11 protein-coding genes and 3 tRNA genes are annotated in these 11664 nt (G+C 54.4%); 13 read left to right on the top strand and 1 reads right to left on the bottom strand.

Features of this window, described 5'->3' with window-relative positions; all coding sequences use genetic code 11:
- The first annotated feature begins 16 nt into the window (after nt 1-16).
- The 3 genes from SIB88_RS11830 (at nt 17) to SIB88_RS11840 (ending at nt 1476) form a co-directional block, all read left to right on the top strand.
- Nucleotides 17-93, top strand: a tRNA-Val gene (locus tag SIB88_RS11830).
- A gap of 286 nt (nt 94-379) precedes the next feature.
- Nucleotides 380-456, top strand: a tRNA-Val gene (locus tag SIB88_RS11835).
- Nucleotides 457-843: 387 nt separating this feature from the next.
- Nucleotides 844-1476, top strand: a complete 633-nt coding sequence (locus tag SIB88_RS11840; protein WP_412558147.1) for a hypothetical protein — start codon at nt 844-846, stop codon at nt 1474-1476.
- 86 nt (nt 1477-1562) lie between these two features.
- On the opposite strand, the gene fliG is transcribed toward SIB88_RS11840, so the two are convergent.
- Nucleotides 1563-2582 (bottom strand): flagellar motor switch protein FliG, encoded by a 1020-nt coding sequence (gene fliG / locus SIB88_RS11845; protein ID WP_068518909.1) that lies wholly within the window; start codon nt 2580-2582, stop codon nt 1563-1565.
- Nucleotides 2583-2895: 313 nt separating this feature from the next.
- Between fliG and SIB88_RS11850 the strand changes: the two genes are divergently transcribed.
- The 10 genes from SIB88_RS11850 (at nt 2896) to nuoI (ending at nt 11632) form a co-directional block, all read left to right on the top strand.
- Nucleotides 2896-2972: transfer RNA gene (locus SIB88_RS11850), tRNA-Asp, on the top strand.
- A 284-nt stretch (nt 2973-3256) separates the two neighbouring features.
- Nucleotides 3257-3622 carry an NADH-quinone oxidoreductase subunit A gene (locus tag SIB88_RS11855; protein ID WP_008891231.1) on the top strand — a complete coding sequence of 122 codons (366 nt, stop codon included), beginning with the start codon at nt 3257-3259 and terminating at the stop codon, nt 3620-3622.
- Nucleotides 3613-4155 carry a NuoB/complex I 20 kDa subunit family protein gene (locus SIB88_RS11860; RefSeq protein ID WP_068518911.1) on the top strand — a complete coding sequence of 181 codons (543 nt, stop codon included), beginning with the start codon at nt 3613-3615 and terminating at the stop codon, nt 4153-4155. The genes SIB88_RS11855 and SIB88_RS11860 overlap by 10 nt, the downstream gene beginning before the upstream one ends.
- A gap of 19 nt (nt 4156-4174) precedes the next feature.
- Complete coding sequence (locus SIB88_RS11865; RefSeq protein ID WP_412558148.1) at nt 4175-4804, top strand: NADH-quinone oxidoreductase subunit C; 630 nt, start codon at nt 4175-4177, stop codon at nt 4802-4804.
- Entirely contained in the window at nt 4804-5982 is a 1179-nt protein-coding gene (locus SIB88_RS11870) for an NADH-quinone oxidoreductase subunit D (RefSeq protein WP_068518913.1), read from the top strand. Before SIB88_RS11865 ends, SIB88_RS11870 begins: the two co-directional genes overlap by 1 nt.
- Nucleotides 5979-6641, top strand: a complete 663-nt coding sequence (nuoE, locus tag SIB88_RS11875) for an NADH-quinone oxidoreductase subunit NuoE (protein ID WP_068518914.1) — start codon at nt 5979-5981, stop codon at nt 6639-6641. The genes SIB88_RS11870 and nuoE overlap by 4 nt, the downstream gene beginning before the upstream one ends.
- A 1-nt stretch (nt 6642) precedes the next feature.
- Nucleotides 6643-7923, top strand: coding sequence for an NADH-quinone oxidoreductase subunit NuoF (nuoF, locus tag SIB88_RS11880; protein ID WP_068518915.1), 1281 nt, complete (start codon nt 6643-6645; stop codon nt 7921-7923).
- Nucleotides 7924-7950: 27 nt separating this feature from the next.
- Nucleotides 7951-10011: an NADH-quinone oxidoreductase subunit NuoG gene (gene nuoG / locus SIB88_RS11885; RefSeq protein WP_068518916.1), complete on the top strand. Its 2061-nt coding sequence runs from the start codon at nt 7951-7953 to the stop codon at nt 10009-10011.
- 87 nt (nt 10012-10098) lie between these two features.
- A complete protein-coding gene (nuoH, locus tag SIB88_RS11890) occupies nt 10099-11112 on the top strand; it encodes an NADH-quinone oxidoreductase subunit NuoH (protein WP_068518917.1) in 1014 nt (337 codons plus the stop codon).
- Nucleotides 11113-11143: 31 nt separating this feature from the next.
- Complete coding sequence (gene nuoI / locus SIB88_RS11895; RefSeq protein ID WP_068518918.1) at nt 11144-11632, top strand: NADH-quinone oxidoreductase subunit NuoI; 489 nt, start codon at nt 11144-11146, stop codon at nt 11630-11632.
- Nucleotides 11633-11664: the final 32 nt, after the last annotated feature.

The raw sequence follows: 11664 nt of genomic DNA on the forward strand, positions 1-11664 counted from the left end.
CAGCGCGGAAACAAATGGGTGATTAGCTCAGCTGGTTAGAGCATCTCGTTTACACCGAGAGGGTCGGGAGTTCGAATCTCTCATCACCCACCATGAAGAAGGCAGCCCTAAAGGCTGCCTTTTCTCGTATCTGGGCCGATTGCGAATCTGGGCGAATCATTTCCGAATCACTGCGAAATCTTGCACGGCATTGTTTTGGCGAAATTATCGGGCGCTCAGTGATGTTTACGGGGAATTTTGGCGGGTTCAGGTTGACCAGTTGCCGTGGATAAATACCCTTGAAATAGAAGTTACATTTTTCTGCAATCAGGGCATTGCTTTTTGAAAAAACCATGGTAAGTTCCGCCCGCTTCCGCAGAAAACAGCGCGGATACGCAACGGGTGATTAGCTCAGCTGGTTAGAGCATCTCGTTTACACCGAGAGGGTCGGGAGTTCGAATCTCTCATCACCCACCATGAAGAAGGCAGCCCTAAAGGCTGCCTTTTTTCTTTGCCGGTTTTCCCTGATAGACATGAAATCAAGCTCGTCATCTGCGCGTTTGCATGCGGGGTGATTTTGCGCTGCGTTACACGGTGCGAAAAGGCCCTGTGTGGCGCATATGCTGTGTCATGACAAAGTGGATTGCTGCGTGTGCAACGGGGCTCTGTTGCGGGTTTGTGCGCCTGTTGACGGCCGTTGTTTTCGGCATCCGGGTTTGTCTGCCGGGCAGGGTGGCTGACAGGTGTGATCCGTCCCATTGTGGTGGTGTGGTAAATATCTGTAAAAGTTGACGCTTGGGCATCTGCCGGGCAGTGTTAACAGCAAGGCACCAGCCACTGGATAAAAGAATCGGAACCTGCACTATGAATGTTTCCCCGGCTGAACGCGTTTCAAACCTTGTCAGACGAATTCGCCGTTTGATGCTTGTGCTGTTTCTGCCGCTGGTTCTGGCAAGTTGCTATCTGCCGGAATCCTTCAATATCGATATTTCGATGGAACGTAATGGTGACTATCGCCTGAGCTATCGCGGGCTACTGGTGCAGCCAAACATTACCCAGGGGCTGTTGGACAACAGTCTTGATGAAGCCGGTGAAAAGGAAAAGGTCGCCAAGGTTCTTGCCGATCTGAAACGCGATTCGGGTGTGCGTCAGCTGACTTATAGCGGCCGGGGCGTCTTCAACATGGTTTATGAGCGTCGCGGCAATATCATACGTGAAAAAAGCTTCGTGTTCGTGCGTCGGCAGTCCCGCATCCTTGAGATGTTCTTTCACAAGGATCGTAATACTGTCGAAATTCGCGGCGGCTTTGTGCCCGATCAGTATCAGGACCGTCTGAATGCGCTGGGTTATCAAATGACCGGCAAGATCGAGTTCCGGACCACAGCGGGCATCCGCAGTCATAACGCCGCCGAGTTCAAGGAAGTGGGCGGCCAGAACCGGCTACGCTGGGAAATCAGGTCAATCACCGATCCCGTCCCCAATGTGATTGTCGGTTAGGGCAGGGGGCACTGCGGCACATGAAAAAAGGGACAGCTTTTGCTGTCCCTTTTGAATTCGGATGGTCGTCATGCCGTGCTGGCGATTTAGTAGACCATTTCGTCTTCGCCACTGCCTTCGGAAATGACGATCTGGCCCTGTGCGGCAAGTTCCTTGGCCAGCTGGACAATCATCATTTGCGATTCTTCGACATCGGAAAGGCGGACCGGGCCAAGCGCATCCATGTCTTCTTTCATCATCTTGCCGGCACGTTCGGACATGTTCTTGAAGAACAGATCGCGCATCTGATCGGTGGAGCCTTTAAGGGCCAGGGCAAGTTTGTCTTTTTCGACCTGACGCAGAAGGGTCTGAACGCCGTTATTGTCGAGACGGGCAAGATCCTCGAAGGTGAACATAAGAGCCTTGATCTTCTCGGCCGAGTCACGGTTACGTTCTTCCAGTGCGGTCAGGAAGCGATCCTGGCTCTGACGGTCAAGGCTGTTGAAGATATCTGCCATCAGTTCGTGGTTGTCGCCGCGCGATCCGCGCGCAAGGTTCGACATGAACTCGGTACGAAGGGTTTTCTCAATATTATCAAGAACTTCTTTCTGGACGGCTTCCATGCGCAACATACGCATGATGACTTCCATCGAAAAGTTTTCAGGCAGCAACGACAACACGGAAGCCGAGTGACCCGGCTTGAGTTTTGACAGAACCACGCCGACGGTCTGCGGGTATTCGTTTTTAAGATAGTTGGCAAGGACCGCTTCGTTGACGTTATTCAGCTTGTCCCACATGGTGCGACCCGCCGGGCCGCGGATTTCTTCCATGATGCCGTTAACGCGGTCTTCGGGAAGAACTTTCGACAGCAGTCGCTCGGTCGTGTCAAACGAACCGACAAGAGAGCCGGTCGATGAAAGCTGGTCGGCAAACTCAACAAACAGACGTTCAACGATGTTGGCGCTGATGGTGCCAAGCCCGGACATGGTTTGGGAAATCTCTTTGATTTCCTCGTCATCCATCATGCTGAACATCTTGGTCGCGTGCTCTTCCCCAAGAGCAAGCATGAGAATCGCTGCCTTTTCCGGTCCGGCCAGTGATCTGTATTCTTCTTTAACGCGCCCCACGGGTGGTCTTCTCCGTCCTAATGACTCTGTCTTTCATTGAACCGACAATGCAAGAACGTGCCCCTATCGCACCGTAAGATAGGGGGAATTTGTCAACAATTCTATAAAAGCCGGCGCGTCTTTGCAAAGACCGACCGCACCTTGATGTGCAAAATGTACAGATTGGGTGAAATCGGTACAAATTCGGGCCGAAATTGCCTTTCAGCGGGTGATGTTGACTGGCGCAATTGTCGAAAGGGTTGAAAACACTGCTAGCTGCTTGACTTGGTTTGGGGGGTGGTCTAACAAAGGCCCGCCGATTGATGGTCATTTTGCGGGCGTAGCTCAGTTGGTTAGAGCGCCGGCCTGTCACGCCGGAGGCCGCGGGTTCAAGTCCCGTCGCTCGCGCCATGACCCATCATCTGTTGTCTTTTGTCGGGCGTTTCGTCTTTTCCGCGATCGCCTTTTCATGTGTTGCTTACACTGCATCGCAGGGCAGGGTCTTGATCATCTCGACATGCGCCCCGATATCGGACGGTAGTAAACGGTAAAAAGATTAGAAAGTTTCCGGTCTTAGAGCAGCTTAATCCTGCTTGAGGACTGGAACTTGTGCGGTGCATACGTTATGGTGCGCCGTAATGGGCCAGGTGGGGACCTGGTCGGGTCACAAGGCCTGTTCTTGAGAGGTCAGAGAGATGCAAGAGCTTCTTTCGGAATATCTTCCGATCCTGGTATTCATCGGGATCGCCGTCGGTCTTTCGGCGGTAATCGTCATCGCGTCGCTGGTTCTTGCCAAGCAGGCACCGGATGTTGAAAAACTGTCCGCATACGAGTGCGGGTTCGCGCCGTTTGAAGATGCGCGTATCAAGTTCGACGTCCGGTTCTATCTGGTCGCAATCTTGTTCATTATTTTCGACCTCGAAGTCGCCTTCCTGTTCCCGTGGGCTGTTACCCTCGGTGATATCGGGACTTTCGGCTTTGTATCGATGGTGATCTTCCTGGCTGTTCTGACGGTCGGATTTATCTATGAATGGAAGAAGGGAGCTTTGGAATGGGAGTGAGCACCAATACAGGCGCACCCCTGGCACCCGGTACGGATCAGGATGCACTGCTTAAGGGCGTGTTTGACGAGATGAATGACAAGGGCTTTGTCCTTGCCAATCTCGACAAGCTGGCAAGCTGGGCAAGCACCGGTTCCCTTTGGCCGATGACGTTCGGTCTTGCCTGCTGTGCTGTTGAAATGATGCATTCGGCTGCGTCGCGTTACGACCTTGACCGTTACGGTCTGGTGTTCCGCCCAAGCCCGCGTCAGTCAGACGTGATGATCGTTGCTGGTACGCTTACCAACAAGATGGCCCCGGCGCTGCGTAAGGTCTATGACCAGATGGCAGAACCGCGCTGGGTTATTTCGATGGGTTCGTGCGCAAATGGCGGCGGTTACTATCACTATTCCTATTCGGTGGTGCGCGGTTGTGATCGCGTTGTCCCGGTTGACGTATATGTACCGGGTTGCCCGCCGACAGCCGAAGCGCTGATCTACGGCATATTGCAGCTGCAAAAGAAAATCCGCCGTACTGGTGTCCTGACACGCTGATCCGTAATAGGGGGCTTGCATGAGCGAACTGCTCAGCGATAACAGCGCCGCATTGAATGATCTTAAAGATCTTGTGGTGTCCCAGCTGGCCAACGAAATCCTCGAAAGCGAGATTCGTTACGGCGAGCTGACCATCGTCGCAAAGCGCGATGATATTCTTAAAGTTCTGACCTTCCTTCGGGATGATACCGGCTGCTTGTTCAAGCAGCTTATCGACGTTTGTGGTGCAGATTACCCGGAACGCCCGGAGCGTTTCGATGTTGTGTATCACCTGCTGTCGCTCAAACATAACCTGCGTCTCCGCGTAAAGGTCCGCACCGACGAAGAAACCCCGGTACCAAGCTGTGTACCTGTTTTCAGCGCCGCCGACTGGTTCGAGCGCGAAGCATGGGACATGTACGGTATCTTCTTTGCCGACCATCCGGATCCCCGCCGTATTCTGACCGATTACGGTTTTGAAGGTCATCCGCTGCGCAAGGATTTCCCGCTGACCGGTTATGTTGAAGTTCGTTACGATGATGAGCAGAAGCGCGTTGTCTACGAGCCGGTAAAACTGGTTCAGGATTTCCGTAATTTCGATTTCGAAAGCCCGTGGGAAGGCATCCAGCATGTTCTTCCGGGTGATGAAAAGGCGGAGGGCAACGCCTGATGTCCGAACAAAAAATCAAAAATATGACCATGAACTTCGGCCCGCAGCACCCTGCGGCGCACGGCGTTCTGCGTTTGGTTCTGGAAATGGACGGCGAAGTCGTCGAACGTTCGGACCCGCATATTGGTCTTCTGCATCGTGGTACGGAAAAGCTGATCGAATATAAGAGCTATATTCAGGCGACCCCGTATTTCGACCGTCTCGACTATGTCGCGCCGATGAACCAGGAACATGCATATTGCCTGGCCATCGAGAAACTTATGGGGATCGAGGTTCCCAAACGTGGTCAGTATATCCGTGTTCTCTATGCGGAAATCGGTCGTATTCTGAACCACATTCTGAACCTGACCGCGTTCGCACTGGACGTTGGTGCGATGACCCCGCTTCTGTGGGGCTTTGAAGAACGTGAAAAGCTCATGGAATTCTATGAGCGCGCCTGTGGCGCCCGTCTTCACGCCAACTATTTCCGTCCGGGCGGTGTTGCGGCCGATCTGCCGGCAGGTCTTCTTGAAGACATTGATGCCTGGGCTGATCAGTATGACGTGTTCCTCAAGGACTTTGATCGCGTTCTGACCGGCAACCGTATCTTCAAACAGCGTACGGTTGATATCGGTACCGTCAGCGCGGAAGAGGCGCTTGACTGGGGCTTTACCGGCCCGAACATCCGTGCATCGGGTCTGGCATGGGATCTGCGTAAATCGCAGCCCTATGATTCTTACGAAGATTTCGACTTCGACATTCCGGTAGGCAAGAACGGCGATTGCTATGACCGCTTCCTTGTCCGCTTTGAAGAAATGTGGCAGTCGCTGAAAATCATCAAGCAGGCCATCAAGAATATGCCAGATGGTCCTGTTATTGTTGAAAATAACAAAGTGGCACCGCCGTCGCGCGCCGAAATGAAGCGTTCGATGGAAGCCCTGATCCATCACTTCAAACTCTTTACCGAAGGTTTCCACGTTCCGGCTGGCGAATGCTATGCCGCGGTCGAGGCACCGAAGGGCGAGTTTGGTGTGTATCTTGTTTCGGATGGCTCGAACCGTCCGTATCGCTGCAAAATTCGCGCACCCGGGTTCCCGCACCTCCAGGGTATCGACTTCATGTCCAAAGGTCACATGCTGGCCGACGTCGTTGCCAATATCGGGTCGCTAGATATCGTGTTCGGTGAGATTGACCGATGAGCCATTTGAGAAGACCAGCTCCGAAAGAGCTTCAACCTGTCAGCTTTGCTTTCACTCCGGAAAACCTGGAAAAGGCAAAGAAGATCATCGCCAAGTACCCGGAAGGCCGCCAGCAGAGCGCGGTCATGCCGCTGCTTGATCTGGCACAGCGTCAGACCGAAGGTAACTGGGTTCCGACCGTCGCAATGGATTACATTGCCGACATGCTCGAAATGCCGGCCATTCGCGTCTACGAGGTCGCAACCTTCTATACGATGTATAACCTTGCCCCGGTGGGCAAGAACTTCATCCAGGTTTGCACCACGACGCCGTGCTGGCTTCGCGGTTCTGCCGACGTTGTCGATACCTGCAAAAAGGAACTTGGCATCGGTGTTGGTGAAACGACCGAAGACGGTCAGTTCACCATGATCGAAGTCGAATGCCTTGGCGCGTGTGTCAACGCACCGATGATGCAGATCAACGACGATTACTACGAAGACCTGACCCCGGAAACGACCAAGGCGATCCTTGATGCCCTTAAAAAGGGCGAGAAGCCGAAAGCCGGTCCGCAGAGCGGCCGTAAAGGTTGCGAACCGATGGGCGGTCCGAAGGTTCTGAAGGCATTCTGTGGCTGCGGCGCAGCTCCGCAGGACGCTGATGCAAGCGAAGGGGACGCCTGATATGCTGCAGGATAAGGATCGTATCTTTACCAACCTGTACGGTTTCCAGGATTTCGGCCTTAAGGGCGCGCAATCCCGTGGTAACTGGGATGGTACCAAGGCGTTGATCGAAAAAGGCCGCGACTGGATCATCGACGAGATGAAAGCATCCGGTATGCGTGGTCGCGGGGGCGCAGGCTTCCCGACCGGCCTGAAATGGTCGTTCATGCCCAAGGAATCCGATGGTCGCCCGAGCTACCTCGTCGTCAATGCCGACGAAGGCGAACCGGGTACCTGTAAAGACCGCGAAATCATGCGCAATGATCCGCATACCCTGGTCGAAGGTTGCCTTCTTGCCAGCTTTGCGATGAATGCACATGCGGCTTACATCTATATTCGTGGTGAGTTCTATCACGAGGCCTCCAACCTTCAGCGTGCGATTGACGAGGCATATGATGCCGGTCTGATCGGTAAAAACGCGTGTGGTTCGGGTTGGGACTTTGACCTTTACCTGCATCTTGGTGCCGGTGCCTACATCTGTGGCGAAGAAACCGCCCTGATCGAAAGTATCGAAGGTAAAAAAGGTCAGCCGCGTCTCAAGCCGCCATTCCCGGCAAATGCCGGTCTTTATGGCTGCCCGACCACGGTAAACAACGTTGAAAGTATCGCAGCGGTTCCGACCATTCTGCGTCGTGGCGGTTCGTGGTTCTCAAGCTTTGGCCGTGAAAACAACCACGGTACCAAGCTGTTCGCGATTTCCGGTCACGTCGAAAAGCCGTGCACGGTCGAAGAAGCGATGAGCATTCCGCTGCGTGAACTGATTGAAAAGCATTGCGGCGGTGTCCGTGGTGGCTGGGACAACCTTCTGGCGGTTATTCCGGGTGGTTCGTCGGTTCCGTTGATGCCCAAAGACATTTGCGATGACGTCCTGATGGATTTCGACGGCCTGCGTGAAGTGGGTTCGGGTCTTGGGACGGCAGCTGTGATCGTCATGGACAAGTCGACCGACATTGTCTACGCGATCGCGCGTCTTTCGGAATTCTACAAGCATGAAAGCTGTGGCCAGTGCACGCCGTGCCGTGAAGGTACCGGCTGGATGATGCGTATGATGGCACGCATGGTCCGCGGCGAAGCCACGCTTGATGAAATTGATCTGTTGTGGGATGTGACCAAACAGGTCGAGGGCCACACCATTTGTGCGCTTGGCGATGCTGCTGCATGGCCGATTCAGGGCCTTATCCGTCATTTCCGTCCCGAAATGGAACGTCGGATCAAGGAATATCGCGCACGGATCGCGGCCTGAGAGGGGCCTGTTGAGAGGGATTGAGACATGCCGAAACTAACAGTTGACGGTATTGAAGTTGAAGTAGAAGCCGGGGCGACAGTCCTTCAGGCCTGTGAAGAGGCCGGTAAGGAAATCCCGCGTTTCTGCTATCACGAACGCCTGTCAATCGCCGGCAACTGCCGTATGTGCCTGGTTGAAATGGAACGCGCGCCAAAGCCGGTCGCATCCTGTGCCATGCCTGCGGCAGACGGAATGGTGATCAAAACCGATTCCGACCTGGTCAAAAAAGCACGCAATGGCGTGATGGAATTCCTGCTGATCAACCATCCGCTGGATTGCCCGATTTGTGACCAGGGTGGTGAATGTGACCTTCAGGACCAGGCCATGGCCTATGGTTTTGATGCATCGCGTTACGCCGAGAAAAAACGCGCAGTGAAAGACAAGGAACTGGGCCCGATCGTCAAGACGATCATGACCCGTTGCATTCACTGCACCCGTTGCGTTCGTTTCTCCGAGGAAGTCGCCGGTGTCGGCACCATGGGTGCTGTCTATCGTGGCGAGGACACCGAGGTCGGACCGTATATCGAAGCTTCGATCAACTCCGAACTTTCGGGCAACCTGATCGATCTTTGCCCGGTCGGTGCCCTGACGTCCAAGCCCTACGCGTTCACCGCGCGTCCGTGGGAGCTGAAGAAAACCGACAGCATCGATGTGATGGATGCGGTTGGTTCGAACATTCGTATTGATGCCCGTACTGCCGAAGTTCTTCGTGTTCTTCCGCGTACGAACGAAGACATCAACGAAGAATGGATTTCGGACAAAACCCGTTACGCCATTGATGGTCTGAAGCGTCAGCGTCTGGATCGTCCGTATGTTCGCGTGAATGGCAAACTGACCCCGGCAAGCTGGGACGAAGCGTTTGCTGCGATCAAGGCAAAGGTTTCAGGCCTCGATGGCAAGAAGATTGCCGCTCTTGCCGGTGACACGGTTGATTGTGAATCCATGACCGCGCTCAAGGATCTGATGGGCAAGCTTGGCTCACCGAACCTTGATTGCCGTCAGGACGGTTCGAAGATTGGCGGCCCGCGTGCTTCCTATATCTTCAACAGCACGATTGCCGGTATCGACGAGGCAGATGCCTGCCTGATCGTTGGTGCAAATGTTCGCGCCGAAGCGCCGATCATCAATGCCCGTCTTCGCAAACGCTGGCGTTCGACCGCCGGCGATTTCAAAGTCGGTATCATTGGCGAAAAATGGGATCCGACCTACAAGAACGAGTATCTTGGCGCAGGCCCGGACACCCTTTCGGAAATTCTCGAAGGCAAGAACGAGTTCGCCAAAATTCTCGAAGCCGCTGAAAAGCCGATGATCATCGTCGGTATGGGCGCGCTGAACCGTGAAGATGGCGACGCCGTTCTGGCGACTACCCGCGCAATTGCCGAGAAGTTCGGCATGGTTGCCGGTGAATGGAACGGTTTCAACGTTCTGCACACCGCAGCATCGCGCGTCGGCGGCCTTGATCTGGGCTTTGTCCCGGGTGAGGGCGGTCTTGCAACCAATGACATTCTTGATGCCGCTGCCAAAGGCGACGTCGAGGTTGTCTACCTTCTTGGTGCAGACGAAGTCGACATGAGCAAACTGGAAAAGGCATTTGTCATTTACCAGGGTGCCATGGGGGATGCCGGTGCACAGGCAGCAGATGTTATTCTGCCCGGTGCGGCCTATACCGAAAAGAACGGCACGTATGTCAATACCGAAGGCCGCGCCCAGCAGGGCTGGCGTGCGATCTTCCCGGTTGGTGACGCGCGTGAGGACTGGGCGATTGTTCGTGCTCTTTCGGGTGCGCTTGACCAGACCCTGCCGTACAACAACATCGATGCCGTTCGCTCGCGGATGGTCGAACTCAGCCCGACCTTCGCGTCGCTGAACGTTCCGACCAAGGCGGAATGGACCGATTTCGGTAAAGCGGGTGACATGAAACCGGAAGGTTTCGCATCACCGGTTCGCAATTTCTATATGACCGACCCGATCAGCCGTGCATCGGTGACGATGGCCAAATGTACCGAGGCCTTCGTCAAGGATGCGGCTGCCGAGAAGGTTGCCTGAGTAAGATAGGCGACGCACCCGTCGTCGCCTATCCCACAAGGGGGTGTCCCAATTCTGGGACGAAACGCAAAAGATACGGTTTGACCGATGGAACTTCTTTGGGACGGATATATTGAACCGCTGGTCTGGATCGTCGCCAAGATTTTGGCGATTGTCCTCCCGCTGTTGGGTGCTGTCGCCTATCTGACCTACGCCGAGCGTAAGGTTATTGGTGCGATCCAGCTCCGCAAGGGCCCGAACGTTGTGGGGCCGTTTGGCCTTTTGCAACCGCTTGCTGATGGTTTGAAACTGTTTCTGAAAGAAACAATCATTCCAAGCAGCGCGAACAAGGGCGTGTTTATCATTGCCCCGATGCTGACTTTCATTCTCGCGATCATTGCCTGGGCGGTTATTCCGTTCGACGAAGGCATGGTTCTGGCGGATCTGAATGTCGGTATTCTTTATATTTTCGCGATTTCTTCGCTGGGTGTTTACGGCATCGTAATGGCCGGTTGGGCATCGAACTCCAAATACGCATTCCTTGGTGCGCTGCGTTCCGGCGCGCAGATGGTTTCGTACGAGATTTCGATCGGCCTGATCATCATTTCGGTCCTGTTGACCACCGGCTCCTTGAACCTGAGCGACATCGTCCGCGGTCAGACCGGCGGTATCTGGGAGTGGAACTTCGTTTATCACTTCCCGATGTTCATCATCTTCATCGTGTCCATTCTGGCAGAAACCAACCGCGCACCGTTTGACCTTCCCGAAGCGGAAGCAGAACTGGTTTCGGGTTACAACGTCGATTATTCGGCCATGACCTTTGCGCTGTTCTTCCTGGGTGAATACGCCAACATGATCCTGATGAGTGGCCTGTGCGCCATTCTGTTCCTGGGTGGCTGGAGCGCGCCGTTGCCGTTCCTCGAATTCATCCCGGGCGCGATCTGGTTCATTCTGAAGATCTGCTTCGTTCTGTTCATCTTCCTGTGGGTCCGTGCAACCTTCCCGCGTTACCGTTATGACCAACTGATGCGTCTGGGCTGGAAAATCTTCCTGCCGCTGTCCTTCGCATGGGTCATGCTGGTTGCCACGTTCCTCGTTGTTTTTGACAAGGTCCCGGCCTGATCGCCGCGCATCGGAAAGAGAGAGGTAAACGATGTCATTTATTGATCGGACGGCCCGGAGCTTCCTGCTCGCGGAACTCGTATCGGGTATGGCGCTCACCTTGAAATATATGTTCAAGCCGAAAGTGACGCTGAACTACCCGTATGAAAAAGGCCCGCTGAGCCCGCGTTTCCGTGGCGAACATGCGCTGCGTCGCTACCCGAACGGGGAAGAGCGCTGCATTGCGTGTAAGCTGTGCGAAGCAATCTGCCCGGCACAGGCCATTACCATCGAGGTAGAGCCGCGTGACGACGGTTCGCGTCGTACAACCCGCTACGACATTGATATGACGAAATGCATCTATTGTGGTTTCTGCGAAGAAGCCTGCCCGGTGGATGCGATCGTCGAAGGTCCGAACTTCGAGTTCGCAACCGAAAACCGCGAGGAGCTGTTCTATGACAAGGACAAGCTGCTGGCAAACGGCGAGCGTTGGGAAGCCGAGCTTGCTGCACGATTGGAGGCAGACGCACCTTACCGGTAAGTGTCGCGTCTGATCGTTAGAAAGAGAGTTCA

The sequence above is a fragment of the Thalassospira sp. MIT121401 genome, from assembly GCF_047125595.1.
In the GTDB taxonomy this organism is placed as follows: domain Bacteria; phylum Pseudomonadota; class Alphaproteobacteria; order Rhodospirillales; family Thalassospiraceae; genus Thalassospira; species Thalassospira povalilytica.

Coding starts and splice junctions, on each gene's coding strand:
- SIB88_RS11840 (WP_412558147.1), top strand. CDS start 844: ATGAATGTTTCCCCGGCTGAACGCGTTTCAAACCTTGTCAGACGAATT.
- SIB88_RS11855 (WP_008891231.1), top strand. CDS start 3,257: ATGCAAGAGCTTCTTTCGGAATATCTTCCGATCCTGGTATTCATCGGG.
- SIB88_RS11860 (WP_068518911.1), top strand. CDS start 3,613: ATGGGAGTGAGCACCAATACAGGCGCACCCCTGGCACCCGGTACGGAT.
- SIB88_RS11865 (WP_412558148.1), top strand. CDS start 4,175: ATGAGCGAACTGCTCAGCGATAACAGCGCCGCATTGAATGATCTTAAA.
- SIB88_RS11870 (WP_068518913.1), top strand. CDS start 4,804: ATGTCCGAACAAAAAATCAAAAATATGACCATGAACTTCGGCCCGCAG.
- nuoE (WP_068518914.1), top strand. CDS start 5,979: ATGAGCCATTTGAGAAGACCAGCTCCGAAAGAGCTTCAACCTGTCAGC.
- nuoF (WP_068518915.1), top strand. CDS start 6,643: ATGCTGCAGGATAAGGATCGTATCTTTACCAACCTGTACGGTTTCCAG.
- nuoG (WP_068518916.1), top strand. CDS start 7,951: ATGCCGAAACTAACAGTTGACGGTATTGAAGTTGAAGTAGAAGCCGGG.
- nuoH (WP_068518917.1), top strand. CDS start 10,099: ATGGAACTTCTTTGGGACGGATATATTGAACCGCTGGTCTGGATCGTC.
- nuoI (WP_068518918.1), top strand. CDS start 11,144: ATGTCATTTATTGATCGGACGGCCCGGAGCTTCCTGCTCGCGGAACTC.